Below are 23566 nucleotides of genomic sequence, written 5' to 3' on the forward strand. Positions count from 1 at the left end.
TTTGCATGAGGGGCGCGCCGCAATCGCCGTCCTCCGCCATCCGAAATTCCGCTATCACCCGCACAAATCGACCACGCCGCGAGAGGAAGCCTGATGCCCGACCAACAATTGACGATCTGGGGCCGCGCCAATTCGGTCAACGTGCAGAAGGTGCTGTGGGGCCTCGCCGAGCTCGGCCTGCCCTTCGAGCGCATCGACGCCGGCATGGCGTTCGGCAAGACCCGCGAGGCCGACTATCTCGCGATGAATCCCAATGCGCGGATCCCGACGCTGGTCGAGGGTGACTTCGTGCTGTGGGAGTCCAACTCCATCCTGCGCTATCTCTGTCTCGCGCATGGGCGCGGCACGCCGCTCTACCCCGAGGCACCGAAGAGCCGCGCCAGCGTCGACCGCTGGCTCGACTGGACGCTGTCGACCGTGCAGCCGGTCGATCGCCCGGTGTTCTGGGGTATCGTGCGCACGCCGCCCGCCGAGCGCGACATGATCCAGGTGCAGCGGGATGCCGATGCCGCCGCCGAGGTCTGGGTGATCGCCGACCGCCACCTCGCCACGCGCCGCTTCATGGAGGGCGACCAGTTCACCATCGCCGATATCGCGATCGGCTGCTATGCGCGGCGCTGGCTCGGCGTCGAGGGCATCACCCGCCCGGCCCAGCCGCACCTGACGCGCTGGCTCGCCGAGCTCGGCAAGCGCAGCGGATTTGCGCAATTCGTCGCACCGCCAATGTCGTGACCCGGCGGCGCGGCTTAAAGCCTGCCGAGGCCGCGCTGAATCGGCATTGCCGCGCACGCGGAACGGCGTCGCGCTGATGCTTGACGGCTACTGTGCATGGGGTTGTTTTCGCCGGTTTTGTTTGGCGTCTAGCGCCAGCCGCGCTCGACCAGCACCACGCAGATGATCAGCGCCAGCGTCACCACGGCGGTGGCAAGCTTCGCCGGCCAGCTCAGGCCGCGTCCGACCCACCACAAGAGCGCGCAGTACATCACGAACGGGAAGATGATCTCGGGCCGCAGCAGATCCGGCACCATGCCGCTTACCGCCGGACCGTGGTCTCGACGCTGACCGCGCCGCCGATCTTCACGCAGGTCCCGGTCGCCTCGACCATATGGAAGCCACGGCCATAGGAGGCGCACGAGCCCGCCTTCGCGGTCCCGCCGTTGCTCTTCAGAGGCAAGGTCTTGCCAGCCTGCGGCGGCTCGGCGGTCGGCAGGCGCAAGCCCTCCGCCGCGGCTGCGGACGAGATTAGGGCCGAGATCAGGACGAGGAGCGGCGTGCGCATGGCGCCGTTCTAGCCCGGACCGGCGCCGCGCGCCATCCGGGCGGGGGTCAGAGGAACCGGACGCCGGCCGACTTGCCGCGGCGCCAGACCACCTGGCAGCTCCGCCCGGTGCGCGCATCACGTGCGAACGCCATCCGGATCACGCCCGGAAGCTGGCTCGCATCGTCGTCCATCGTGATCTTCGCGCCCGACTCCGAGATGTCCTGGACCAGGCAGTGCCGCGCGGCGAATCCGCCGTCGAGCGTGATCCAGGCATGCTGCGACAGCAGCTTGCGGGCTGAGCGCTTCTTCGGCTGAGGCATCGGCTTTGAGATCTCCCATTCCAGCGCTATCTCAGGGAACCCTAAGAAACCGTTGAAATCGGCCCCGAATGATCCCGGGACCGCGCTATCCACCGCCCCCGAGATCCCGTTCCCGAACGGCTTGCCCGGAGGCGCAAAGGCCACTATACGTTCGCCCGCTGCACGCCGCCGGGCCTGACTCGGGCGGCCAGCGGCCGTGCCGCGAAAAGCGGCGGGGCACTTTGCTCCCTTCGTCTATCGGTTAGGACGCCACCCTTTCACGGTGGAGAGAGCGGTTCGATTCCGCTAGGGAGCGCCACCGGGCCACCGCCCGGGACATCCGATTGCTGCATCGCATCCCAAAATAGCACTTTGAGCGCGACGATCGCGAAGCGTAGCCTCGCTTCGCTTTCAGAGGTTGCGCGCAATGAATTTTGAAGACGTGCATTTCCTGGTCCGATGCCTGCGCTACCGCTGGCGCACCGAGAAGCTTCCCCTGAAGACCCTGATGCTCCTCGACCTCAAGGGAGCGACCGTCATCGATATCGGCGCCAACAAGGGCATCTACAGCTTCTGGCTGGCGCGCGCGGTCGGTCCGTCCGGCAAGGTCTTGGCGTTCGAGCCTCAGCCCGAGATGATCCGCTATATCCAGCGGCGCAAGCAGTGCTTTGGCCTTGCCAATGTCGAGACCATCGAAGCCGCCTTGTCCGATAGCTGCGGCACCGCGCAGCTGACGCGCCAGCGCGTCGGCGACGGCAGCGCCTCCTTGTGCATGGCGCGCGACAGATCAGGCAATGAGACGGTCGCGGTCCCTCTCGCCATTCTCGACGATCTCGCGCTGGCAAATCCGCGCTTCATCAAATGCGATGTCGAAGGCCATGAGCTCAGCGTCTTCACCGGCGCAAGGCGGCTGATCGAGCGCTGTCGCCCCGTGGTGCAGTTCGAAAGCGTGTCGGCGGACGCCGGCCAGCTGTTCGCGTTTTTCGAAGAGCTCGGCTATCTCGGCACGATGTTCCTGGGCAACGAGTATTGTCCGTACACCATGGGCTGGCAGGTCCCCCACCCGAAATTCGGCCTCGGCGGACACCGCGACTTCCTGTTCTTCCCCGAGAGCGCGATCGGATCCACCATCCCGCTGCCGCTATACGAGCGGATCAGGACCTCCGCGGCGGCGTCGGCAGTTGCGGGCTGCCCGGCCTCCTCCATGCCTCGCGCGCGGCCTGCCGGCTAAAGCATGATCCGGAAAAGTGCGAAGCGGTTTTCCGAAGAGATCATGCTCAAACAATAACCTAATGTGATTTCGGCCCGTACCGCATGAACCTGCCTACGGCTCGCGAACGACCAATGCCGGAACCGCGAGACGATGCAGGTCATGGAGTTCCCCAAAACCACGCCGGAAGACCAGTCCGGCCCCGCCCCGACAAAGTCGGTACCACGCTGGATGCACCGCGCGAGGCCATACGCGCCGGAGCGGCGCGCCAGGATGCTGGAGCACATGGCCCGCGCCAGATCGTTTCCGCAGCGCCAGGCCGCCACTGCGCCGGAACGGTCAGCCAAGAGCGGTCAGGACCTCCTTCACGATCTCCTCGGCCATATCGTCCTGTCCGGCTTGCTCGCGCTCATCTTCATGTCGCGCGTTCCCCTCTATATCGGCGCCTTTCTGTTCCTCACCGACGGTGAGCGCATCGAGGGCCTACTCGCAAAGCTCGGCATCCGGCTCGAGCCGGACACGATCGGCCCTGACATCATCAAGGGCTCGGCATCCTGGTTCGGTTGGTTCGCATTGCTTGCCGTCCTGAAGGGCTCGGCTCCGGCATGGCTCGTGCCGTGGATGCCACCATCCGAGTCATGGTCGTTCATCGCCGGCATCGCCCTTGCGCTCGCGACGGTCGAAGCCTGTGGAGCGTCCGCGATGCGGCGCGCCTCGCAATGCTTCGGATGGGGAAGCTGGCCGGATAGCCTGACCTGGGCAACGATCAAATTCGTGATCGTCATCGCCGTCCTCGCGCTGCTGGTGCTGCTCGGATCGCTTTGAGCGATGACGCGGTTGTGAATTCACCCACAGCCTCGGCGACCCCGCGCATTTACCGGAAATTTACCCCTGCTCGCGAGTGCCGGTATCATTTGCTTAGAATCTGATTGCTACCGTGAATCTACGGAAGCCCTCCCAAATCCCGATCATCGCTCATGTCCGTCGCAGAGTTCCTCAGGCAGCGTGCAGTGGAAGTTGCCGTGAGCGGCAGCTATTCGCTGTCGCGCTGGTATGATTGCGAGGGCAAGCTGCGCACCTTCGCCTGCCGCACCAAGCGCGTCTCGCCGTTCCGCATGATCGTGGACGTGCCGGTCGTCGGCAAGATCGGCGAGCGCGTGACCTCCTATTTCCAGGATTTCGGCGAATTCCAGTGCACCATCAGCGCGACGCTGAAGTCGGGCTTCCTGATGGAGCTCGACATGCCGCGGGCGCGGCGCGCCTGGATGTCGGAAAAGCTGACCTGGCTGGAGAAGAAGCAGAAGGACGCCAGCATTCAGGAGCTGCGGAATGACGCGCGCTTCGTCCCGCAGGTCTCGCACACCTTCCTGACGCTCGCCGACGGCAGCATCCACCCCTGCTTCATCATCGACGTCTCCACGGCCGGCGTTGCGATATCCTGCGAGTACGACCCGCCGGTCGGAACCGCGCTGGCGGTCGGCGCCTGCGTCGGGCGCGTGATCCGCAAATTCGACCACGGCTTTGCGGTCAAGTTCGCCGAGAAGCAGCAGCGGGACGACCTCGTCCGGCTGATCGTCCGTTCGCCCTTGCAGCAATCGGCCTGAGCGCCGGTTTACGGCTACGGCTGCCCTAGAGCGGCCCCAATGCGGGATCAGCTTTTTGGGGGTCTGCGCCTTGGGCGGACGACATTTGCGGACTTGCGATCGGGGGACCGGATGGCAGTCAACAAGATCACCTGGGACAGGGTCGGCCGGGTCACCGAGCCGGGCCGCTACATGTACACCTTCGGCTGGCTCACCATCACCGCCGGCGATCTCGCGATCTGGCAGCAATATCCGCAGGCCGCGTTCACGCTGCTCGCGCAACCGTCCGAGCCGCCCGAGGCGGTTGGCGAGGAATTCCATCTCGGCGCCTTCGACATAGCGCCCGAGGCGCCGCCGTTCACCACGCATTGAGCGCGGGGAACGTCGGTCGCCGCGGATTAGCGCATCTGCAAGCGCACGCGGACGGCAGCGGGAACGCGTGGCACGGGCGTTGCTTTATTATGGTCATGATCCAGATCCCCGCCGTCGACCAGGCCTTCCTGCTGCTGCTCATCGTCTCCTGCCTCGGCACGTGCCTCGTGCGCGCCTTCTGGGAGCTGGAGCAGGTGCGGGCCCGCCGGATTACGTCGCCCTCCCGCAAGCGCGACGAAGCGTGAATGGGCCGGCCTGCCGGGCCGCCCGTCCTCCGAAAGAGGACCAACCTCTTGCCGTAGATGACGAACAGGCTCTGTCATGCAATTGATTACGCTTGCATTCTAAACCTTCGCCGTAGACACGGATGAACGTAAGCTGCAGCTGTCGTTAAGCGAGGCGACAGCAAACGCATGACACATGGTCGCATCGGTGGACATAGCTAAGCGGATCAAGGGAACCTATTTTCGGCGCCGATGTACCTGATTGAAGCGTTACCCACCGTCATCGGAACGGCCGCCATTGCCCCGGCGCTGCTGATGCTATGGCTCGTCATTGCCGCCGAGGAGCGGCCGGGACCGCCGGCCCAGGTCTGGACCGCGTTCCTGCTTGGCGCGGCCAGCATTTCGCTGCTCGGCGTTGCCCGCGCGCCCTTCGCCAAGATGGTCGCGGCGCCCGACAATCCCTGGGCGGCGCTGGCCATGCATTCGGTGTTCGGCGTGGCGTTGCCCGAGGAGGCCGTCAAGGTCATCGCCATCGTGCTGGTATCCTCGACCAAGCGGCGGACCTTTGCCAATCCGATGGACACGGTGGTCTATGGTGCCGCGGTCGGTCTCGGCTTCGCCGCCTACGAGAACCTCGCTTACCTCGTGCAGCACGCCGAGATGTGGCGCTCGCTCGCAGCCTTGCGCAGTGTCCTGACCGTGCCGTTCCACGGCGCGCTCGGCATCATCGCCGGCGCCTATCTCACCATCGCCCGCGCCGGCACGGCGCTGGGCGCGAACCGCCATCATCGCGACTGGGCCCGCCTCTCCAGCCGCCTCTTGATCTTCGCCGGGCCCCTGGCGCTGCATTCGGCTTTCGACTTTCCGCTGCTCACGCTCCAGCGCATGCCCGACCTTGATCCCACCTTGCGGATGTGGCTGGGCGGCGCGAGCCTTCTGATCGGCTTCAGCTCGATCGCCTTTGCCATCCGCCTCGTCCGCCGTGTTGCACGCCATCACGCGCCCCGAACCGACATCGCGCGGGAGCGGCTCAGCCAGTTGCGGCGGATGTGGGCGCTGCTGCTCGCCGGCGGCGGCGTGGGCTTCCTTGGCCTCGCCTTCGTGCTGACCTCGATCCACCACTGGCTGATCAATCCCGAGCGCAATCTGACGCTGGCGCTGATCCCGATCGGCTTCGTCTCGATCCTGCTCGGCCTTGCGCTTCTGGTTGTCACAACGGCGATCTACATTCTCGGCCGCAACCGCATCCGCACCAGCGGCGAGGGCTTTTCGTCAGCGCACGGCGGCGGGTAAGCCGCGGGATGGCAAGCATGGTGTGCGCATCCTAGATTGTGCGCACAGCTTTCAGTCTGGAGCCTGCCGATGACATCGCCCGAAGACCTTTCACGGCTGCAATCCGCCATGAGCCGGACGGTGAAGGCGCATTGGAAGGCCTTCCTGTTCGAAGGCATCTTGCTCGCCGTCCTCGGCATCGCCGCGCTGATCGTCCCGCCGCTCGCGAGCCTTGCGATCGCGATTGTCCTCGGCTGGATGTTCCTGGTCAGCGGCATCGGCGGGCTGATCGTGACCTATTGGGCGCGCAGCTCGCCGGGCTTCTGGTGGTCGCTGATCTCGGCCGCACTCGCCGTGCTCGCCGGCATGCTGCTCTTGGCGCGCCCGATGCAGGCGGTGCTGACGCTGACCATCGTGCTCGGCGCCTATTTCCTCGCCGAAGGCGTCGCCACCATCATGTACGCGTTGGAGCACCGCCGCGAACCCGGCGGCCGCTGGTCGTGGCTGCTGATCTCCGGCCTCGTCGACATCGCGATCTCGTTCATGGTGATCACGGGACTGCCGAGCTCGGCGGAATGGGCCATCGGCATCCTTGTCGGTATCAATTTGCTGTTCGGCGGCGCCACCCTGATCGGCATGGCGCTGGCGGCACGCAAGAGCAACACCTGAGACGCCTCGTTGCGCCAGCGCCGTTTTGGGGGGTGACAACCCGCCGGTGGCGCGCTATATGCCGATCCATGATCACCGTCGCCACCAGCTATTTTTGGTACTTTAGCTACGACAGCTCGCTGGCGGCAGGAGGATCGCGCTCAATCTGAATATTGAAGCAAACGTCCGAACAAGCCGCCAGACCTGGCGGCTTTTTTATTGGCCGGCAGGTTCTAGAACAGACAGGAGCCTGCCGTGCTGAGCACGACTGACGATCTTCGTATCCGCGAACTGAAAGAGCTGAGCACGCCGGAAGAGGTGATGCGGGAAGTCCCGCGCACGCTCACCGCAACGCGTGTGGTGATGGCGGCGCGCAACGCCATCCATGCCATCCTCACCGGCCAGGACGACCGCCTGCTGGTCGTGGTCGGCCCCTGCTCCGTCCACGATCCCAAGGCCGCGCTCGAATATGCCGAGCGGCTTGCAGCCTTGCGCGAGGATCTCGCCGACCAGCTCGAGATCGTGATGCGGGTCTATTTCGAGAAGCCGCGCACCACCGTCGGCTGGAAGGGCCTGATCAACGACCCTGACCTCGACGGCAGCTTCGACATCAACAAGGGCCTGCGGCTGGCGCGCAACGTGCTGTCGGCGGTCAACAATCTCGGCCTGCCCGCCGGCGCCGAATTCCTCGACATGACGACGCCGCAATACATCGCGGACCTCGTGTCCTGGGCCGCGATCGGCGCACGCACCACCGAGAGCCAGATCCACCGCGAGCTGGCCTCGGGGCTGTCCTGCCCGGTCGGCTTCAAGAACGGCACCGACGGCAATGTGCGCATCGCGGCGGACGCCGTGAAGTCGGCCTCGCATCCGCATCATTTCATGGCGGTGACGAAGCTCGGCCGCTCGGCGATCGCCTCGACCGCAGGCAACGAGGACTGCCACATCATCCTGCGCGGCGGAGCTAAGCCGAACTATGACGCCGCAAGCGTCGCGGCCGCCTGCAACGAACTGGCGAAATCCGGCGTCGCGCCGCTGGTAATGGTGGATGCGAGCCACGCCAATTCGAGCAAGAAGCCGGAGAACCAGCCGCTGGTGATGGCCGACATTGCCGGCCAGATTTCCCGCGGCGAAAACCGTATCATGGGCGTGATGATCGAGAGCAATCTCGTCGCCGGCCGTCAGGACGTGGTGCCGGGCAAGCCGCTCACCTACGGCCAGAGCATCACCGATGGCTGCATCGACTGGGAGACCACGGCAACCGTGCTCGAGCAGCTCGCCGACGCGGTCGAGATCCGCCGCAACACCCAGCGCGCGGGCCTGCACGAACGGACGGCGTAAGGGCCAAAGCAAATGCGGGCGGGGCGAGCTGTCGCGCCCCGCCTGCAACGGCTCAGCAGCCGCGGCAGATGCTCTTGATCTTCTTGTCGAGCGCTGCGTCTTCCTTGTTCACGGGATTGTTCGGATCGCTCAGATTCTTCTCGCTCGGCACGTCGCTCGCGCGCGGCTGCCTGTGACCGACCGGCGCGGGCAGTACGCCGGATCCTGCCGATTGTCCCGACGTCCCGGTACCCTTGCTCCCGGTCTGCGCAAAGCCTGCGCTGCCGAACGCCACCAGGAGCGACATTGCCACGACGATCTTTCTCATTTCCGCCTCCAATCCTAAAGTCCCGCGCGGCTCGCATCTCACCTGCTCAGGTTTCGGGCGGATAGAGATGAACGTCGCCACAATAGTCCACGATACGATAGCGCGTTTCGGCTCCCGCATCACCCGCGTCGGGTGCGGTATTTTGTGCCGCCAACACGTAATTCGGTCCGACCGGAGACTTACCCGCGCCGCCGGGAATATCGATGACATAGTCGGGCTGACACAGTCCCGACACCCGTCCGCGCAACTGCCGCATCAAAGCCTGCCCCTCTGCCAGCGTCGTTCGCAAATGCACGGTGCCCGGCGCGAGATCGCCGTGATGCAGGTAGTAGGGCTTGATCCGGCATTCGACGAAAGCTCGCATCAAATCCGACAAAGCGGCCACGTTGTCGTTGACGCCGCGCAAGAGCACGGACTGGCTGACCATGGGAATGCCGGCGTCGACGAGCCGCGCGCAGGCGGCACGGGCGTCTTCCGTGAGCTCGCGCGCATGATTGGCATGGAGCGCGACCCAGGTGATCGCCCCCGGAACCTTCAGCGCTGCGACCATCTCCTCGCTGATGCGTGCGGGATCAGCCACCGGCACGCGGGTGTGGAGGCGGATGATCTTGACGTGATCGATGGCGGCAAGATCCGCCATGATCTCACTCATCCGGCGCGGCGACAGCATCAAGGGGTCGCCGCCGGTCAGGATCACTTCCCAGATATCGTTATGCGCGCGGATGTAATCGATTGCCGCGCGATAGGCGCTGTCCGACAGCGCGTTCTCCTTGCCGGGCCCGACCATCTCGCGGCGGAAACAGAAGCGACAATAGACCGCGCAGACATGGACGAGCTTGAACAGCACGCGATCGGGATAGCGATGCACGATGCCGGGAACCGGCGAGTGCGGGTGATCGCCGATCGGATCGGCGTTCTCGCCCGGCTGCACTTCGAGCTCTGCGGCGGTCGGCACGAACTGCCGCGCAATGGGATCGTCGGGATCGGCCGGGTCGATCAACTCGACCAACGCCGGCGTGATTGCGACCGCATAGCGCGCGGCAACGCGCTCGAGCGCTGGCAGCGCGGCTGCGGGCGCGAGGCCCTCGGCCACGAGCTCGGCCGGCTCGCGCAAGGTACGTGCAAGACTGGTCTTCGTCATCTCTCGCTTAACGCTTCTTCTGCAGGCGGCGTCCACACCACCTGATCAATCCGTGTTGCGCCGCTCGCCAGCATCACCAGCCGGTCGAAGCCGAGCGCGACGCCGCTCGCCTCCGGCATTGCGGCAACCGCAGCCAGAAAATCCTCATCCAGCGGATAGGCCTCGCCGTAGCGGCGCTGCTTCTCCGCCATCGATTCCGTGAAGCGCTTGCGCTGCTCCTCGGCATCGGTCAGCTCGCCAAAACCGTTGGCGAGCTCGACGCCACAGGCATAGACCTCGAACCGCTCCGCGACCCTCGGATCTTCCGCTTTCACCCGCGCCAGCGCCGCTTCTGGAGATGGGTATTCGAACAGGATGGTCAAACGCCCCTGCCCCAGATGCGGCTCGACGTGCTCGACCAGGACCTTGCTGAAGATGTCCGACCAGGTGTCGTCCTCGGCTATGCGGACCTTGCCGGCCGCCGCCTGGGCGAGCGTGGCACGGTTACCCTCTGCGCCCGAGATTGTCGACAGCAGGTCGATGCCGGCGAAACGCTCGAAAGCGGCCGCAACCGTCAGCAACTCAGGCTCGGAAAACGGATCGGCGGTCCGCCCCCGGAACGAGAAGGTCCCGATCCCGGTGGCCTGGGCCGCGCGGTCGATAACGACAACGGTGTCGGCCATGATGGCGTCATAGGGGGCACTGGCCCGGTACCATTCCAGCATGGTGAATTCGGGCAAATGGAGGTCGCCGCGCTCCCGGTCGCGGAATACCCGGGCGAGCTCGAAGATTCGGGGCTCCCCGGCCGCCAGGAGCTTCTTGCAGGCAAATTCCGGCGAGGTCCGCAAATACCGGCTGGCCCGGCTGCCGTCGGGGCGCATGATCTCGGTCCGGGGGGCATGCAGATGGGTCTCATTGCCCGGCGAGACCTGGAGGACGGAGGTTTCGACCTCGACGAAGCCCTGCTCGGCGAAAAAGCCCCGTATTGCTCCGGTAATGGCGCCCCGTGCCTGGAGGAAGGGCCGTCGGTCGAGGTGCCGCTCGGGCGACCAAAACGGCGAGATCGGCTTGTCCCCAGCCATCAGCCGGCCACCTTGGCCGCCAGCAAAAGGCTGGCATCGAACGGCAAAATCAGTATGTTGCGGCCCGAAACGGGCGCCGAGGTCCGATTTGAGGCCCCAAGTCCCCCATCGATTTGACCACGTCCTGGCCGATGCCGGGCCAAGCAAGCAGGAAATACAGCTTTGAGAGTCATCGCCAGTTCTATTCGCAAGGGCAACGTGATCGAGCAAGACGGCAAGCTTTATGTCGTCGTCAGCGCCGAGAACATCCATCCCGGCAAGGGCACCCCGGTCAGCCAGATCGAAATGCGCCGAATCTCGGACGGGGTAAAGATCTCCGAACGGTACAAGACCACCGACCAGGTCGAAAAGGCCACCATCGAAGAGCGCAACTACACGTTCCTCTATGAAGATGGCGACGGCTTCCACTTCATGAACCCCGAGACCTACGATCAGGTCCAGGTTTCCAAGGACGTCGTCGGCGACGCGGCCGCGTATCTTCAGCCGGATATGACCGTCAAGCTGTCGACCCACGACGTCAACGTGGTCTCGCTCGCGCTGCCGCAGCGCGTGACGCTGGAAGTGGTCGAGACCGAGCCCGTGACCAAGGGCCAGACCGCTTCGTCCTCCTACAAGCCCGCGGTGCTGTCCAACGGCGTCCGCACCACCGTGCCGCCGCACATCTCGGTCGGCACCCGCATCGTGGTGATGACCGAAGACGGCTCCTACTCCGAGCGCGCCAAGGACTAAGCGACGGGCCGGGGATCGGAATGGGTACCGCCGGGGGGCGAGGCAGTGGGTAGGAAGAGCTTCCGCTTCGTCTCGCTTCTTCTGGCGCCGCTTTCGCTCCCCATCGCCTCTCCGCTGGCGGCGGACGAATTCCGGAGCCCCTCGCTCACGGCCCTGCGCGTCGACTGGCGCGCAGCGCTCGACCAGCTCCGCACCGAGATCAACAGTCGCCCCCAGATCGCGGGCGACTTCATCTTCGCACCTCGCCGCTCGGTGCCGCGCTATGACCCGCGCGCGATGCCGGCGCTGGTGCAGCTCAACGCGGTCTCCTCGCAGTTCTTCACCGGCATCGCCCGCAGCTCCGTGCCAGTGCTGCTGCCGTTCGATACAGCGGCTTATCTCGAGACGCAGCGGAGCGGCGCGCCTGCGAGCCTGTCGCTGTCGCGCTTCCAGGCCGATTTCAATTCCGTCGACCTGTTCGATGCCGGCCCCGCCGGTTACAGCGCGACGTTCTCGCTTGAGCCCGGCGCCGGCGACGGCATGCCCAGCCGCGTGTTTGCAAGGCCCGTCGAGGTACAGATCACGGGCTCGGCCCTAATCTACGACATCGCCGATCCCTCAGGCGGCAAGGGCGAGCCGGTCAAGCCGCTCGCAGCAACCTATCCGGACCTGCGCAGGTTCATCCGGGAAGGTTACGTGCGTTACGCCTTCACGCGCTTCGGCGTCGCCTATGTGGTGTCGATCCAGTGCCTGGACAGCGTCGCCAAGCCGCGGCGGCTGGCCTGCAAGGAAGCCTATCCGGTCGCCGAGCGTTTCCTGAAGGCGCTGCGGATCGCCGGCGGCCAGCGCATGCGGCCGCTGACGGACATGGCCTCAGGCATCATTGATCGTCCCTCGGAGCGTTCGGCGGACTTCAGCTATCGGCCGAGCGGCGACATCATCCCGAACACAGGCTATCGCAACAGGGGTGGCCATCCCGACGTGATGGCCTATGCCCAGATCCGTTTTCCGCTGGAGAAGGCGCCCGCCTTCGTGCGCTCGCAATCCTACGCCAAGCGCGACAGGAACGAAGGTCCGATCGGTTATCCCTGGCGTGACAATTTCTGCGAGTCCCGCAGTTTCGAGGTCTGGCAATGCGCCGGCGGTTACGGCCACCAGGGCGAGGACATCCGCGCGGCCGACTGCCCGCCTCCCGGCGAAGGCCGCGCGCCCTGCGATCCCAAACAGCGCGGCGTCGTCGCGGTGCGCGACGCCATCGTGATCCGCGGCGCCAAGGATCAGGCGGTAACGCTCGAGGTCAACAGCCGCACTGAGCACATCCGCTTCCGCTACATGCACATGAACCCGCAGGTGCTGACCGCCGACGGCGTTCTCAATGGCCGCACGGTCACGGAAGGCGAGAAGATCGGTGTGGTCTCGAACTATCTCGACCATCCCGCCGGCACCTCGATGCATTTGCATTTCGACGTGCAGCTATTCACCCGCGATGGCTGGATCTGGGTCAGCCCCTACGTCACGCTGGTCTCAGCGTATGAACGCCTGATCCACGCCCGCGGCCGCGAGGTCGGCCCGGAGATCGCGGGTACGCCGCAGCCCGTGGCCCATGCGCTGCCGGAGGACGTGGTCAAGCCTGATTTGCGCGAGGGCTCGAGCGGCGAGGAGAATTGAGCGGCCGAGCCCTTACCAATCACTCCAGATACGTCGTCAGCTGCGCGCCCTCGTCCGCGACGAACACCGCGATCAACTCCGCCGGCTCCGTTGCGCTGGCATTGGCCGAGACCAGGTGCGTGGAGCCCGGCGGCTCGAAGAAGGACTGGCCGACGCCGAACGTCTCGACCGGGCCGCCGCCGAGCTGGGAGCGGATCTCTCCCTTGGTGATGTAGGCCGTGACGGACCCCGCGTGGCGATGCGGCCGCGAGAACCCGCCGGGGCCGTAGAACACGCGCACGATCGTCACACGCTTGCCCGGCACGTTGGGCAGCGCGTAGGAGCCGATCGGCTCGACCTTGTCGAGCGGCGAGCTCCCCGCGGCGGTGGCGCAGAGCGGCGCCAGGGCGCTGGAAACGGTGTCCATCGTCACCGGCAGCGCCTTGCCGATCGCAAGCGCGCAGGCAAGTCCGCCGACGACGGCCAGCGCCGTCGCGCGCGATGGCACCGGGCGCAGCGTGGTGGCCAAATCCATTGCTGACATGACAGTCTCTCCTCGTTGCGTTCAGGATGCCGCGGCATGCGCCGCGACCGGCCGCTTCGCCGGCGTCCAGCGAAATGCCGCGCCAAAACGGTTCCAGACGTTGATCGAGGCGACCGCCGAGGTGAGATACGTCAACTCCGTCTCGGAGAACTCGCGGCTCGCCTCCGCGTAGACGTCTTCGCCGACGCCGTCCGGCAGCAGGGTCAGCGCCTCAGCCCAGGCGAGCGCCGCCCGCTCACGCGCGGAAAAGATAGGTGCCTCGCGCCAGACCGCGACCAGATGGAGCTTGTCGGCGGGCACGCCGATCCGCTCCGACAACAAGACATGATGCTGCACGCAGAAGGCACAGCCATTGATCTGTGAGGCGCGCAGCTTGACCAGCTCGAGCAGCTGTTTGTCGAGGCCAGCCTTGGCCGCCACCTGGCCCAGTGCGAGCACCAGATCATACGCATCGGGCGCGATCCGCTTGAAATCCTCGTATTCACTGCGGGCGTGAGACATTGCCGTTCACCTCGTGTTATTGTAATAGCACTTACATCTTATAAGAGCTCTTACATGTCACGCAAGTCTGCCGGCATCACAAGATCGAAAACCGCGCGCAAGACGCCCATGTCTGCCGACGAAGGCACCGTTCGCGTGCCCGCTCCCGGCGAGGGCAAGCGCGGCGAGCAAGGCTATCTCGGTTATCTCCTGCGCCAGGCTCACGCCGCGGTCCGCCTGACGATGGAGCGGACGCTGGCGGACCTCGGCGTGACATCGCCCCAATTTGCGGTGCTGACGATGCTCAACGCGTACCCGGGCCTGTCGGGGGCAGACGTCGCCCGCCTCACCTTCCTGACCCCGCAGACGGTCGGCGTGATCATTCGCAACCTGGAACGCGACGGCGCCATTGAGATGACGCCGCATCCCGTCCACGGCCGTATCCAGCAGTGGATGCTGACGTCGCGCGGCGCGACGCTGCTGAAGGCGTGTCGGGAACGCGTGATCGCGCTGGAGAAGCGCCTTGCCGGCGGCCTCGATGCCAAGACCGAGGCAAGCATTCGCCGGTGGCTCGCAGGGATCGCAGCGGATTTGCAGGAGGGCTAGCTGCGCAATGCTCGCAGCATCACGGGGCGAGACCTAGTCGCCGCCTCCTCCATCGCCACCGCCGCCGTCACATCCGCCGGCATCCGAAAAATCGCCGCCGATGCCGCCATCACCCTGAATGCCGCGGCCAAAGTTCTCGGCAATGATCATCAGGACCACGACCAGCAGCCCGGCGCCGAATGGCCAGGGGGTGGCGTAGATGATGCTGAACAGCTCCCGCATGCGGGTATCTTGCACAGACGGAAACGAACCGACCGTAAAGCGACAGTCCAAAAGTTGGGGGTATCCTGACCGCGCAAGGACGGCCTAGTCGCCCTTCAACACTTTCTTAACCTCGCCGTCGGGCCAGGTCTCGTGCGCCGCGATCACCCGCACGCGGCTTTGGTCGGCGCCATTCACCAGCACATGCGAACTCACCCGGTCGCGGCATCGCTCCAGGTGCAAATCCGTCTCGGGCTTCCAGCTCAGCGTCGTCGCGAGATCGCCGGGGAAAATCTGCCACTGCGATCCGTCATCCAGTTCGACGACATGGCTTTCCGCATGCGCGCGTATCTTCATTCCACCCCGAATGCTCGATGAACAGATTGTGGCCCCGGCGTTGCGCCGGGGCCTTGCGCCGTCAGTCGTTGTCGTGATGAATCACGGTCTTGCTGCGATTGCCGAATTCATCTTCCTTCTTGATCACAGTGGTGCGATCGGCGGGCGCACGCTCCTTGATGACGGTTGTACGGTCGCGATCACGGTCGCGGTATTCATGGGACTGGCCCACCGTCACACCGGCGCCAACCGGACCGACGTGAACGCCGACTTCATCGGCGAATGCGGGGGCCGCGATCGCAGTGACCATGGCGGCAGCAAACAGATACTTCCTCATCTTCTCCTCCTCATTATCGTGCGGAGGGAATGCGGTAGTGCGACAGTTTGTTCCGGGCCAATGGGCTGTTCCCGGCGTTCCAGGAACCGACTCACCTGCGCGATTTTCCGGCTAGAATGGCACCATGAAACAAGCTGATTCCTCGTCCCTTCGTAGCCGCCGCACCCTGCTGAAATCCGCGCTCGGAGCAGCCGCTCTGCTCGCCTCGCCCGCGGATGTGCTTGCGGCACCTCCGGGCTTCGACGAGTGGCGCGAGAGCTTTCGCGCTCGCGCCATGGCCAAGGGCATTTCGGCCACGACATGGCAGCGCGCGATGGGACGCGTCGAGCCTGACATGAGCGTGTTCAAGCAGATGCGCAACCAGCCTGAATTTCACGAGCAGGTCTGGCAATACATCAACCGCCGCGTCTCGGACTGGCGCATCATCAACGGCAAGATCGCGCTGAAGAACAACGAGGCGCTGCTCGCGCGGATCGAGCGCGATTTCGGCGTCGAGCGCGGCACGCTGCTGGCGCTGTGGGGCGTCGAGTCCGCCTATGGCGATCCGCTGGTGCAGCAGAACCACATGACGCCGGTGTTTCCCTCCCTCGCCGCGCTCGCCTGGAACGAGCCACGCCGCAAGGCCTATTGGGAGACCGAGCTGATCAACGCCCTGCGCATCGTCGACAAGGGCTGGAGCACGCCCGAGGAGATGAAGGGCTCATGGGCCGGCGCGATGGGACATTCGCAATGGATGCCGGAGGTCTGGCTCAATGTCGGCATCGACTATGACGGCGACGGCAAGGTCTCGCCGTTCGGCAAGCCCGACGACGCGCTGGGCTCGACCGCAAAATATCTGGTCAATCGCGGCAAATGGCATCGCGGCGAGCACTGGGGCTACGAGGTGCGCGCGTCCGGCGAGGCAAGCGGCAGCCGCACCTACGCGGCGTGGCAGTCGGCCGGCGTCACCCGCGCCGACGGACAGCCGTTCCCGCAGCCGAACGCCTCCGCACAGATGTGGACGCCGGTCGCGGGTGGGCCAACGTTCCTGCTCGGACCGAACTTCTATTCGGTGAAGAGCTACAATCCCTCGATGAACTACGCGCTGGCGATCTGCCATCTCGGCGACCGCTGTCTCGGCGCGCCGCCCTTCACCCAGCCCTTCCCCGGCTCCGAACGCGCGCTGACGCTCGCCGAGGTGCAGGAGATGCAGACGCGGCTGACAAAGGCCGGGTTCGACACCGGCGGCACCGACGGCCGCGTCGGCAACGACACCATGAAGGCGATCAAGGATTTTCAGCAGCGCGCAGGGATCACGCCGGCAGATGGCTATGGCGGGCTGAAGGTGCTGGCGAAGCTGCGGCAGGGGTCGTAGGCGACCTCAGTGCCGGTACTGCGGCTCTTCCGCATCGAGCTGCCGCCGGATCGCGGCGAGGTGCAGCCGCGCGGATTCGGAATCGCCCTCGCGCATCTGCCTGTAGGTCTCGGCCGCAATCGCGGGATCGACCGGCAGCACCTTGCGTCCGGTCGACATCGCGAGCACCTGCACTTCGGCAGCGCGCTCGAGATAATAGAGATCGTCCCAGGCTTCCGCGATGGTCGGCGCCAACACCATCACGCCGTGATGCTTCATGAAGACGATGTCAGCATCGCCAACTGCGGACGCGATGCGCGCGCCCTCGCGGTTATCGAGGGCAAGGCCGTTATAGTCGCGGTCGACCGCGGTGCGGCCGTAGAATTTCAGCGCGGTCTGGCCGGCCCAGATCAGCGGATCGCCCTCGGTCATCGAGAGCGCGGTGGCGTAGGGCATGTGGGTGTGGAAGGCGACCTTGGCGCGCGGTAGGCGCTTGTGCATCTCGGCGTGGATGTAGAAGGCGGTCGCCTCGGGAACGCCTTCACCGTCGAGCACGTTGCCGTGGAAGTCGCAGATCAGCAGCTTCGAGGCGCTCAGCTCGCGGAACGCGTAGCCATAGGGGTTGACGAGGAAGAGATCGTCATGGCCCGGCACGACGGCCGAGAAGTGGTTGCAGATGCCCTCCTCAAAGCCGTTTCGGGCGGCCATGCGGAAACAGGCGGCGAGATCCTCGCGCGCGGTGCGGATCGCATCGGTGGCAAGGTCCGGCCGGTTCGAGCGGACGGGCTCGGGCGCGGAAGACGGCGAATGAAGGCTGTGCGCCATGGCGAAGGACACCTCTGTCGGTCGGAAGCTGTCAGCGTTCTACAGGGGCCGCGCCTGCACGTCAGCCCCCGCGACCGCCACCCTGCCCTGCGCGTCTCACGCTCGACGCGGCACTCCGCCGGCATTCATGCCGCCGTCGATGACGAGCTCGCTGCCGGTGACGTAGCGCGAGGCATCGGAAGCCAGATACAACACGCCGGAGGCGATCTCCGCGGCCTGGCCGGCGCGCCCGAGCGGAGTTGCGACCTTGGCACGCTCCTCCGGATCGATCGGCGCATTCTGGCCGGCGCCGGCCGCACCGGTCGGAATCTTGCCCCAGATCGGCGTGTCGATGATGCCGGGATGCACGGAGTTGACGCGGATGCCGTCACCTGCTGCCGCGCACTCCATCGCGATCGACTTGGCGAACAGCCGCACGCCGCCCTTGGTCAGCGAATAGGCCGAGAGCCCCGGCGCACCGCGCAGGCCCGCGAGCGAGGACATCATGACGATCGAGCCGCCGCCGGTCTTGCGCATCAGCGGCAGGCAGTGCTTGACCGAGAGGAACACGCCGTCGAGATTGATCGCGTTCTGCTTGCGCCAGTCGGAGAGCGTCATGTCGACGATCGAGGGCACGGCAATGCCGATGCCCGCATTGGAGACCATGATGTCGAGCCGGCCATAGCGCTTCGCGATCTCGGCGACGATCTCGATCCAGCGCTCCTCGCTGGTGACGTCCTGCTCCAGGAAGATCGCCTTGCCGCCCGCCTTGGTGACGCGCTTTTCGAGTTCGGGGCCTCGCAGCTCGTCGATATCGGTGATGACAACAGTGGCGCCCTCGCGCGCGAACAGCTCGACAATGGCCTCGCCAATACCTGACGCGCCGCCCGTCACCAGCGCGACCTTGCCCTCAACCTGCCCTGCCATGTTCACTCCCTTCTTTTTTGTCGTTGCGGCATGATCTTGCCGGAAAATCGCGCCGGGTCTTGCGTTATCTGATCACGGATGGCCCCTGGTCCGGTAGCGCGACATCGAGGACGCGGAATTGCACGCGCTCGGCGCCCTGGTAGCGGTCGACCGACAATGATCCCGCGACATGTAGTTGCTGGCCGCGATTGGCGAGTAGCGCATTGCCGAGCTTCTGGCCGACTGCGCGGAATGCGATGCCGTTGACGATCGAACCGTCGCCCGACTTAAAACGCAGCCTCAAATGCGCCTGCCCGACCTCGTCGGCAAAGACGAGCTGATGCCCCGGCAGCGCCAGCACCGGCTCCGGGTTGCCGCTGCCGAACGGCCCCGCGCGATTGAGCGTCGTCGCGAGCTCCGTCGTTACCGCACGCGCGGAGACCGCGCCGTCGATATCGAGCTCATTGACGTGGCGCGCCTCGGCGACGTCCTGCGCCAGCGCGGTCTCGAGATAGGCACGGAATTCGGCGAGCTTCTCTTTCCGCAGCGTGACGCCGGCGGCCATCGCGTGGCCGCCGCCCTTCAGCAAGATGCCGTCGGCCACAGCCTGCCGCACCGCCTTGCCGAGATCGACGCCGGCGATCGAGCGGCCCGAGCCGGTGCCGATGCCGCCGGGCTCGAGCGCGATGGCGAAAGCGGGCCGCGAAAACTTCTCCTTCAGGCGCGAGGCGACGAGGCCGACCACGCCGGGATGCCACCCTTCAGACGCCGTGACGATGACGCCGAGCTTATCCTCCAGCCCGATCGAGGCCAGCGCCTCGGCTTCCGCCTGCGCTTCCGCGGCCTGCTCGATGATGCGGCGCTCGCTGTTGAGGCGATCGAGCTCGGCGGCGATCCGCGCGGCCTCGACGCTGTCGCCTTCCAGCAAAAGCCGCACGCCGAGATCGGCGCGGCCGATGCGGCCGCCAGCATTGACGCGCGGACCCAGCATGAAGCCGAGATGCCAGGCCTCCGGCGGGCCGTTGAGCCGCGCCACGTCCATCAGTGCGGTATGGCCGACATGGTCGCGCCGCCTCATCGCGATCAGGCCCTTGGCGACGAAGGCGCGATTGAGGCCGATCAGCGGCGCGACATCGGCGACCGTGCCGAGCGCGACGTGATGCAGCATGCCCAGTAGATCGGGCTCGGGCATCTCGGAATTCCAGAAGCCGCGCTGGCGCAGCTCGCGATTGACCGCGACCAGCGTCACCAGCACGAGGCCGACGGCGGCGAGATGGCCGAGACCCGAGAGATCATCGAGCCGGTTCGGATTGACCAGCGCATCGACCTCCGGCAGCTCGTCACCGGCCTGGTGATGGTCGATCACGACCACGGACATGCCGAGGCGTTTTGCTTCGGCCAGCGGCTCGATGCTGGTGGTGCCGCAATCGACGGTGACGAGCAGCGTGGCGCCCTTGGCCGCCAGTCCGCGAACCGCTTCGGTGTTGGGGCCGTAGCCCTCGAAAATGCGGTCAGGGATATGGATCAGCGGATCGAGCCCGCAATGGCGCAGGTGCCAGGCCAGCAGCGCCGCCGAGGTGGCGCCATCGACGTCGTAGTCGCCGAAGATCGCGACCTTCTCGCCCCTCGCCGCCGCGTCCGCGATCCGCTTCGCCGCGGCCTCCATCTCAGTCACGGTGAACGGATCCGGCATCAGCTTCCGGATGGTCGGATCGAGAAAGTCGGCGACCGCGTCGATGTCCACCCCGCGGCCCGCCAGCACCCGCGCCAGCAGTTCCGGCAATTGGTGCCGCTGCACGATGGCGAGCGCCTTGGCCGCCCCGCGCGCGTCCAGCCGGTCGCGCCAGAGCTTGTCGGTGAGCGAGCGCGCGACGCCCAGGAACGCCTGGGGCATCTCGGTCGGCAAGGTGGTGGCGGGCGGTGTCATGGATCGAAACTGGCTTGAGGAAGGCGAACCCGATACAGGCGATGCGGCGATCGGCCGACAATGACGATTGACCGGGAATCCCCTGGTGTTTGCAATGTCCCCGCCGCACAAAGCGGTGGATTGCCGCTTTGCTGCGCGGACTGACTATCATTTGGGCAATCCGCAAAACAGCAAATTAAGCAGGCGTTAGGCGGAATCCTCGAAAAAGAATCGTATTCGATCTGTGAGTTGTTGTTCCGGGTTCATTGCAGATCAGGCCTCATTGCCAAGGGAAGCTCCCCGATGTCTGCTGCGCTGGGTCTCAAAGCCAAGCCCGTTTCCAACGAACCCGCCGACGACGATTCCGACATTTCCGCGCTGATCAACCGCCTCACCGCGGAGGTCAACCAGATCGCGGTCGACAAGACCAAGGCGATCCAGCAGATCACCAACCAGATGAAGATGCTGGCGCTGAACGCGCTGATCGAGAGCTCGCGCGCCGGCGCGCAAGGCGCCGGCTTTGCCGTGGTGGCGCAGGAGGTGCGCGGCGTCGGCCAGCAGGTCGAGACCATCGCACGCGAGCTCGAGACCCAGTTGACGAAACGCACCGGCGATCTCGTCGCCTCGATCGACCGCATGAGCCAGCGCTCGCGCGGCGAGCGCATGGTCGATCTGTCGCTCAACGCGGTCGAGCTGATCGACCGCAACCTCTATGAGCGCACCTGCGACGTGCGCTGGTGGGCGACCGATTCCGCCGTGGTCGATTGCGCGGCCTCCCCTGCTCCGGCCGCGGTCACCTACGCCTCGCAGCGGCTCGGCGTCATCCTCGGCGCCTACACCGTCTATCTCGACCTCTGGCTTTGCGACCTCGACGGCAACGTCATCGCCAACGGCCGCACCGACCGCTTTCGTGTCGTCGGCCAGAACGTCGCCCACACCAAGTGGTTTCGCGAAGCGCGCACCCTTCGCTCCGGCGACGATTATGTCGCCGGCGATGTCGAGAACCAGCCGCTGCTCGGCAACGCGCAGGTCGCGACCTACTGCGCCAGCGTCCGTGCCGGCGGAGAGGCCCACGGCGCGCCGATCGGCGTGCTCGCCATCCATTTCGACTGGGAGCCGCAGGCCCGTGCGATCGTGCAAGGGGTCCGCGTCGGCGACAGCGACAAGGCCCGCGTGCTGCTGGTCGACTCCAATTTCCGCGTGATCGCCGCCTCCGACGGCCAGGGCATCCTCAGCGAGCGCATCTCGCTCTCGCTGAACGGCCAGCGCTCCGGCTTTTACCACGACCGGACCGGCACGATGATCGCCTTCCACGCGACGCCGGGCTATGAGACCTATCGCGGGCTCGGCTGGTATGGCGTGATCGTCTGCGGGGTGTGAGCCTGTTCAACCCAGATCGTGAAAACAACCCCATGCACAGTAGCGGAAGGGTCGTTTTCATGACGATTTTTCATTTGCCATTTGAGAGGTCGGGCAAGGCCGTTTGACAGGTCGGGCAAAACACCGGCATGATGCGATGATGGCGCCGTTGGCAGCCGGGGCTGTTCGCGTCTGATGACCAAGCCACCCCTTCTCGACCCTGTCGCCCGCGCCACCTCCGAGAGCAAGGGAACGCACCTCGTGACGGCGTTGCCGATCTGGTGCCCGAACTCGGCATCTCGAACATTCACGTCAGCCTGTCGTTCTGGCAGGACCTGCTCGGGTTCGAGATCGCCGATGATCGGTCGGCAACGACGAAATCGGGCAGCGCGAATTCCTGGTCCAGGATCCCGATGGCTATTTGATCCGCCTCGTCGAACGCTTAGGCACGCGCGCGCCGAAGTAGCCGCGGCAGCGCTATGCCCTGGCGATGCCGGCTCGTTGTGCCCGCAACGCGGCAATTCCGAGCGTCTGCGACGGGCGCTCGCCAAACACTGCAAAGTAATATTGCGCGAACCGGCCGAGCTCGTAAAAGCCCTGCTCCATCGCGACGGCCGCCACGGTGGTTGAGCCGGGCGCGCTCTGGCGCAGGATGGAATGAACGGCGCATAGCCGCTTGTGCCGGAGGAAACTGACCGGACCGAGGCCGAATACCTCCTGAAAGGCACGGTGCAAGGTGCGCCGCGATACGCTCAATGCCGCGCAGATCTCCGACACATGCACCGGGCGCGTGCCGGCTTCGTCGAGATAATCCTCAACCCTGCGGATCAGCCGTCGCGCCGAAGGCAGCCAGCTGCTGTGGTCAGGCGGCAGTGACGACATGACATTGGCCGCCATGCATTCCACAATCGCCCGTTTCCAGAACTCGGCGGTCGAGGGCGTCAAGCCCTCCGTGTTCGTCCGCAGATGCGACATGATCCGGACCAGGCGACGCGAGGCAATCGCACCGCTCTCGGGATCCGCCTTAAAATGGCTGCGGCTGCGCCAGGTGTCGGGATCGCTCAGCCGCGCCTCGCCGCCGAACAGCGAGGCAACTCCATCGAGGTCGAAGCGCATCGCGGCGTAAGCGGACGCGCCATGGAAGACGCCGTCATGCTCGAGCAGCGGCGGGATCACGAGCACGTCGTTGAGCTGCATGTCGAACGACCAGTGCGCAACGCGCTCCTCAGCCGCGAGCAGCATCCCGATGATCAGCTTGTCGTCGCTGGAGACGCGCTGCGTGCGCATGCCGACGTTGAAGGTGCCGATGCTCAGCGAGAAGTCGCCGATACCAACGTGCGACAACGTTCCCCGCAGCCGCCCGCGTCCGAGCTGCATCACGTCGACATGCGAGCCGTGGACGGCCTGGTGAAGTCCTTCGAAACCGTCGAGCTTACGCGAATCAACCAGAAGGAACTGCCCCATGGCTGCACTCTGTTACTCAAGCGCGACAATTCTGCGGCAGGCGGCCGCGAAATACCACCACAACGCGAGATGGGTGCGACAACCCGCCTGCGCGTTTTGATACAAACGCTATCGAAATCCGGCGAGCGAGATTGCCGTATTCAGCGCGAGTTGCTGCGATTTGTGACATGGGGCGTTAAGTCTCAGCCGCTGCTTCAGCGTACTGGCACAAACTGC

At 65.6% G+C, this 23566-nt stretch carries 29 protein-coding genes and 1 tRNA gene; 15 read left to right on the plus strand and 15 right to left on the minus strand.

The window, feature by feature from the left end; all coding sequences use genetic code 11:
* Positions 1-93: 93 nt before the first annotated feature.
* Positions 94-732 (plus strand): glutathione S-transferase family protein, encoded by a 639-nt coding sequence (locus BRAGE_RS0116330; protein WP_027557940.1) that lies wholly within the window; start codon positions 94-96, stop codon positions 730-732.
* 128 nt (positions 733-860) lie between these two features.
* Here BRAGE_RS0116330 and BRAGE_RS54605 read toward each other — a convergent pair whose 3' ends face one another.
* Genes BRAGE_RS54605 through BRAGE_RS0116345 form a run of 3 tightly spaced genes read right to left on the minus strand, consistent with a single transcriptional unit; the run spans position 861 to position 1581 of the window.
* Entirely contained in the window at positions 861-1028 is a 168-nt protein-coding gene (locus BRAGE_RS54605) for a hypothetical protein (RefSeq protein ID WP_035729766.1), read from the minus strand.
* Between the two features lie 5 nt (positions 1029-1033).
* A complete protein-coding gene (locus tag BRAGE_RS0116340) occupies positions 1034-1279 on the minus strand; it encodes a hypothetical protein (protein ID WP_027557939.1) in 246 nt (81 codons plus the stop codon).
* A 47-nt stretch (positions 1280-1326) separates the two neighbouring features.
* A complete protein-coding gene (locus tag BRAGE_RS0116345) occupies positions 1327-1581 on the minus strand; it encodes a PilZ domain-containing protein (protein ID WP_027557938.1) in 255 nt (84 codons plus the stop codon).
* Positions 1582-1804: 223 nt separating this feature from the next.
* On the opposite strand from BRAGE_RS0116345, the gene BRAGE_RS0116350 reads away from it, so the two are divergent.
* The 9 genes from BRAGE_RS0116350 to BRAGE_RS0116390 all read left to right on the plus strand — a co-directional run bounded on the left by BRAGE_RS0116350 (position 1805) and on the right by BRAGE_RS0116390 (position 8210).
* Positions 1805-1879, plus strand: a tRNA-Glu gene (locus tag BRAGE_RS0116350).
* Between the two features lie 108 nt (positions 1880-1987).
* Positions 1988-2791, plus strand: coding sequence for an FkbM family methyltransferase (locus tag BRAGE_RS51675; RefSeq protein WP_063617162.1), 804 nt, complete (start codon positions 1988-1990; stop codon positions 2789-2791).
* 141 nt (positions 2792-2932) lie between these two features.
* On the plus strand, positions 2933-3595 hold the full coding sequence (locus BRAGE_RS0116360) for a hypothetical protein (protein ID WP_027557937.1): 663 nt from the start codon (positions 2933-2935) through the stop codon (positions 3593-3595).
* Positions 3596-3747: 152 nt separating this feature from the next.
* A complete protein-coding gene (locus BRAGE_RS0116365; protein ID WP_027557936.1) occupies positions 3748-4374 on the plus strand; it encodes a pilus assembly protein PilZ in 627 nt (208 codons plus the stop codon).
* Positions 4375-4485: 111 nt separating this feature from the next.
* Complete coding sequence (locus tag BRAGE_RS0116370; protein WP_027557935.1) at positions 4486-4725, plus strand: hypothetical protein; 240 nt, start codon at positions 4486-4488, stop codon at positions 4723-4725.
* Between the two features lie 89 nt (positions 4726-4814).
* A complete protein-coding gene (locus tag BRAGE_RS54610) occupies positions 4815-4970 on the plus strand; it encodes a hypothetical protein (protein WP_156950866.1) in 156 nt (51 codons plus the stop codon).
* Between the two features lie 231 nt (positions 4971-5201).
* Positions 5202-6242 carry a PrsW family glutamic-type intramembrane protease gene (locus BRAGE_RS0116380; protein WP_027557934.1) on the plus strand — a complete coding sequence of 347 codons (1041 nt, stop codon included), beginning with the start codon at positions 5202-5204 and terminating at the stop codon, positions 6240-6242.
* Between the two features lie 69 nt (positions 6243-6311).
* Positions 6312-6890 carry an HdeD family acid-resistance protein gene (locus tag BRAGE_RS0116385; RefSeq protein ID WP_027557933.1) on the plus strand — a complete coding sequence of 193 codons (579 nt, stop codon included), beginning with the start codon at positions 6312-6314 and terminating at the stop codon, positions 6888-6890.
* A 234-nt stretch (positions 6891-7124) separates the two neighbouring features.
* The gene (locus tag BRAGE_RS0116390) at positions 7125-8210 is read left to right on the plus strand and encodes a 3-deoxy-7-phosphoheptulonate synthase (protein WP_027557932.1); all 1086 of its coding nucleotides are present in this window, start codon (positions 7125-7127) and stop codon (positions 8208-8210) included.
* Positions 8211-8262: 52 nt separating this feature from the next.
* Here the strand turns inward: BRAGE_RS0116390 and BRAGE_RS0116395 are convergent, their stop codons facing one another.
* From BRAGE_RS0116395 to epmA, 3 genes are read right to left on the minus strand one after another with little or no spacing between them, the layout of a single operon-like run.
* Positions 8263-8517 carry a hypothetical protein gene (locus BRAGE_RS0116395; protein WP_027557931.1) on the minus strand — a complete coding sequence of 85 codons (255 nt, stop codon included), beginning with the start codon at positions 8515-8517 and terminating at the stop codon, positions 8263-8265.
* Positions 8518-8563: 46 nt separating this feature from the next.
* Positions 8564-9658 (minus strand): lysine-2,3-aminomutase-like protein, encoded by a 1095-nt coding sequence (locus BRAGE_RS0116400; protein ID WP_027557930.1) that lies wholly within the window; start codon positions 9656-9658, stop codon positions 8564-8566.
* Positions 9655-10719 (minus strand): EF-P lysine aminoacylase EpmA, encoded by a 1065-nt coding sequence (epmA, locus tag BRAGE_RS0116405; RefSeq protein WP_027557929.1) that lies wholly within the window; start codon positions 10717-10719, stop codon positions 9655-9657. The genes BRAGE_RS0116400 and epmA overlap by 4 nt, the downstream gene beginning before the upstream one ends.
* A 162-nt stretch (positions 10720-10881) precedes the next feature.
* Here epmA and efp point away from each other — a divergent pair, with 162 nt between their 5' ends.
* On the plus strand, positions 10882-11448 hold the full coding sequence (efp, locus tag BRAGE_RS0116410; protein WP_027557928.1) for an elongation factor P: 567 nt from the start codon (positions 10882-10884) through the stop codon (positions 11446-11448).
* Positions 11449-11493: 45 nt separating this feature from the next.
* The gene (locus BRAGE_RS0116415) at positions 11494-13095 is read left to right on the plus strand and encodes a peptidase M23 (protein ID WP_027557927.1); all 1602 of its coding nucleotides are present in this window, start codon (positions 11494-11496) and stop codon (positions 13093-13095) included.
* A 19-nt stretch (positions 13096-13114) separates the two neighbouring features.
* Here BRAGE_RS0116415 and BRAGE_RS0116420 read toward each other — a convergent pair whose 3' ends face one another.
* Together BRAGE_RS0116420 and BRAGE_RS0116425 are read right to left on the minus strand one after the other, a co-directional pair.
* Positions 13115-13618: a cupin domain-containing protein gene (locus BRAGE_RS0116420; protein ID WP_027557926.1), complete on the minus strand. Its 504-nt coding sequence runs from the start codon at positions 13616-13618 to the stop codon at positions 13115-13117.
* 21 nt (positions 13619-13639) lie between these two features.
* Positions 13640-14119, minus strand: a complete 480-nt coding sequence (locus BRAGE_RS0116425; protein WP_027557925.1) for a carboxymuconolactone decarboxylase family protein — start codon at positions 14117-14119, stop codon at positions 13640-13642.
* A gap of 54 nt (positions 14120-14173) precedes the next feature.
* Between BRAGE_RS0116425 and BRAGE_RS0116430 the strand changes: the two genes are divergently transcribed.
* Complete coding sequence (locus tag BRAGE_RS0116430) at positions 14174-14704, plus strand: MarR family winged helix-turn-helix transcriptional regulator (RefSeq protein WP_027557924.1); 531 nt, start codon at positions 14174-14176, stop codon at positions 14702-14704.
* A 33-nt stretch (positions 14705-14737) separates the two neighbouring features.
* Here the strand turns inward: BRAGE_RS0116430 and BRAGE_RS0116435 are convergent, their stop codons facing one another.
* The 3 genes from BRAGE_RS0116435 to BRAGE_RS0116445 form a co-directional block, all read right to left on the minus strand.
* Positions 14738-14926 carry a hypothetical protein gene (locus BRAGE_RS0116435; RefSeq protein WP_027557923.1) on the minus strand — a complete coding sequence of 63 codons (189 nt, stop codon included), beginning with the start codon at positions 14924-14926 and terminating at the stop codon, positions 14738-14740.
* Between the two features lie 84 nt (positions 14927-15010).
* A complete protein-coding gene (locus BRAGE_RS0116440; RefSeq protein WP_027557922.1) occupies positions 15011-15262 on the minus strand; it encodes a hypothetical protein in 252 nt (83 codons plus the stop codon).
* A gap of 61 nt (positions 15263-15323) precedes the next feature.
* Positions 15324-15578, minus strand: a complete 255-nt coding sequence (locus tag BRAGE_RS0116445) for a hypothetical protein (RefSeq protein ID WP_027557921.1) — start codon at positions 15576-15578, stop codon at positions 15324-15326.
* A gap of 124 nt (positions 15579-15702) precedes the next feature.
* Here BRAGE_RS0116445 and BRAGE_RS0116450 point away from each other — a divergent pair, with 124 nt between their 5' ends.
* Positions 15703-16932: a lytic murein transglycosylase gene (locus BRAGE_RS0116450; protein ID WP_027557920.1), complete on the plus strand. Its 1230-nt coding sequence runs from the start codon at positions 15703-15705 to the stop codon at positions 16930-16932.
* 6 nt (positions 16933-16938) lie between these two features.
* Here BRAGE_RS0116450 and BRAGE_RS0116455 read toward each other — a convergent pair whose 3' ends face one another.
* From BRAGE_RS0116455 to recJ, 3 genes are all read right to left on the minus strand, one after another.
* Positions 16939-17736: an aldolase gene (locus tag BRAGE_RS0116455; protein ID WP_027557919.1), complete on the minus strand. Its 798-nt coding sequence runs from the start codon at positions 17734-17736 to the stop codon at positions 16939-16941.
* A 96-nt stretch (positions 17737-17832) separates the two neighbouring features.
* The gene (locus tag BRAGE_RS0116460; protein WP_027557918.1) at positions 17833-18642 is read right to left on the minus strand and encodes an SDR family NAD(P)-dependent oxidoreductase; all 810 of its coding nucleotides are present in this window, start codon (positions 18640-18642) and stop codon (positions 17833-17835) included.
* Between the two features lie 64 nt (positions 18643-18706).
* On the minus strand, positions 18707-20548 hold the full coding sequence (gene recJ / locus BRAGE_RS0116465; RefSeq protein ID WP_027557917.1) for a single-stranded-DNA-specific exonuclease RecJ: 1842 nt from the start codon (positions 20546-20548) through the stop codon (positions 18707-18709).
* A gap of 282 nt (positions 20549-20830) precedes the next feature.
* Between recJ and BRAGE_RS0116470 the strand changes: the two genes are divergently transcribed.
* Entirely contained in the window at positions 20831-21907 is a 1077-nt protein-coding gene (locus BRAGE_RS0116470; protein ID WP_028146299.1) for a methyl-accepting chemotaxis protein, read from the plus strand.
* 456 nt (positions 21908-22363) lie between these two features.
* Here the strand turns inward: BRAGE_RS0116470 and BRAGE_RS0116480 are convergent, their stop codons facing one another.
* Positions 22364-23350, minus strand: a complete 987-nt coding sequence (locus BRAGE_RS0116480) for a helix-turn-helix domain-containing protein (protein ID WP_027557916.1) — start codon at positions 23348-23350, stop codon at positions 22364-22366.
* Positions 23351-23566: the final 216 nt, after the last annotated feature.

Origin of the sequence: Bradyrhizobium genosp. SA-4 str. CB756, assembly GCF_000473125.1 — a bacterium.
Taxonomy (GTDB): Bacteria; Pseudomonadota; Alphaproteobacteria; order Rhizobiales; family Xanthobacteraceae; genus Bradyrhizobium; species Bradyrhizobium arachidis.

Excerpts from the sequence above, each read along its gene's own strand:
- BRAGE_RS0116460 (WP_027557918.1), bottom strand. The coding sequence starts at position 18,642 with ATGGCAGGGCAGGTTGAGGGCAAGGTCGCGCTGGTGACGGGCGGCGCG.
- BRAGE_RS0116425 (WP_027557925.1), bottom strand. The coding sequence starts at position 14,119 with ATGTCTCACGCCCGCAGTGAATACGAGGATTTCAAGCGGATCGCGCCC.
- recJ (WP_027557917.1), bottom strand. The coding sequence starts at position 20,548 with ATGACACCGCCCGCCACCACCTTGCCGACCGAGATGCCCCAGGCGTTC.
- BRAGE_RS0116435 (WP_027557923.1), bottom strand. The coding sequence starts at position 14,926 with ATGCGGGAGCTGTTCAGCATCATCTACGCCACCCCCTGGCCATTCGGC.
- BRAGE_RS0116395 (WP_027557931.1), bottom strand. The coding sequence starts at position 8,517 with ATGAGAAAGATCGTCGTGGCAATGTCGCTCCTGGTGGCGTTCGGCAGC.
- BRAGE_RS0116330 (WP_027557940.1), top strand. The coding sequence starts at position 94 with ATGCCCGACCAACAATTGACGATCTGGGGCCGCGCCAATTCGGTCAAC.
- epmA (WP_027557929.1), bottom strand. The coding sequence starts at position 10,719 with ATGGCTGGGGACAAGCCGATCTCGCCGTTTTGGTCGCCCGAGCGGCAC.
- BRAGE_RS0116480 (WP_027557916.1), bottom strand. The coding sequence starts at position 23,350 with ATGGGGCAGTTCCTTCTGGTTGATTCGCGTAAGCTCGACGGTTTCGAA.
- BRAGE_RS0116430 (WP_027557924.1), top strand. The coding sequence starts at position 14,174 with ATGTCACGCAAGTCTGCCGGCATCACAAGATCGAAAACCGCGCGCAAG.
- BRAGE_RS0116440 (WP_027557922.1), bottom strand. The coding sequence starts at position 15,262 with ATGAAGATACGCGCGCATGCGGAAAGCCATGTCGTCGAACTGGATGAC.
- BRAGE_RS0116380 (WP_027557934.1), top strand. The coding sequence starts at position 5,202 with ATGTACCTGATTGAAGCGTTACCCACCGTCATCGGAACGGCCGCCATT.
- BRAGE_RS54610 (WP_156950866.1), top strand. The coding sequence starts at position 4,815 with ATGGTCATGATCCAGATCCCCGCCGTCGACCAGGCCTTCCTGCTGCTG.
- BRAGE_RS51675 (WP_063617162.1), top strand. The coding sequence starts at position 1,988 with ATGAATTTTGAAGACGTGCATTTCCTGGTCCGATGCCTGCGCTACCGC.
- BRAGE_RS0116365 (WP_027557936.1), top strand. The coding sequence starts at position 3,748 with ATGTCCGTCGCAGAGTTCCTCAGGCAGCGTGCAGTGGAAGTTGCCGTG.
- BRAGE_RS0116340 (WP_027557939.1), bottom strand. The coding sequence starts at position 1,279 with ATGCGCACGCCGCTCCTCGTCCTGATCTCGGCCCTAATCTCGTCCGCA.
- BRAGE_RS0116420 (WP_027557926.1), bottom strand. The coding sequence starts at position 13,618 with ATGTCAGCAATGGATTTGGCCACCACGCTGCGCCCGGTGCCATCGCGC.
- BRAGE_RS0116370 (WP_027557935.1), top strand. The coding sequence starts at position 4,486 with ATGGCAGTCAACAAGATCACCTGGGACAGGGTCGGCCGGGTCACCGAG.
- BRAGE_RS0116345 (WP_027557938.1), bottom strand. The coding sequence starts at position 1,581 with ATGCCTCAGCCGAAGAAGCGCTCAGCCCGCAAGCTGCTGTCGCAGCAT.
- BRAGE_RS0116450 (WP_027557920.1), top strand. The coding sequence starts at position 15,703 with ATGAAACAAGCTGATTCCTCGTCCCTTCGTAGCCGCCGCACCCTGCTG.
- BRAGE_RS0116455 (WP_027557919.1), bottom strand. The coding sequence starts at position 17,736 with ATGGCGCACAGCCTTCATTCGCCGTCTTCCGCGCCCGAGCCCGTCCGC.
- BRAGE_RS0116400 (WP_027557930.1), bottom strand. The coding sequence starts at position 9,658 with ATGACGAAGACCAGTCTTGCACGTACCTTGCGCGAGCCGGCCGAGCTC.
- BRAGE_RS54605 (WP_035729766.1), bottom strand. The coding sequence starts at position 1,028 with ATGGTGCCGGATCTGCTGCGGCCCGAGATCATCTTCCCGTTCGTGATG.
- BRAGE_RS0116360 (WP_027557937.1), top strand. The coding sequence starts at position 2,933 with ATGGAGTTCCCCAAAACCACGCCGGAAGACCAGTCCGGCCCCGCCCCG.
- BRAGE_RS0116445 (WP_027557921.1), bottom strand. The coding sequence starts at position 15,578 with ATGAGGAAGTATCTGTTTGCTGCCGCCATGGTCACTGCGATCGCGGCC.
- BRAGE_RS0116385 (WP_027557933.1), top strand. The coding sequence starts at position 6,312 with ATGACATCGCCCGAAGACCTTTCACGGCTGCAATCCGCCATGAGCCGG.
- BRAGE_RS0116470 (WP_028146299.1), top strand. The coding sequence starts at position 20,831 with ATGTCTGCTGCGCTGGGTCTCAAAGCCAAGCCCGTTTCCAACGAACCC.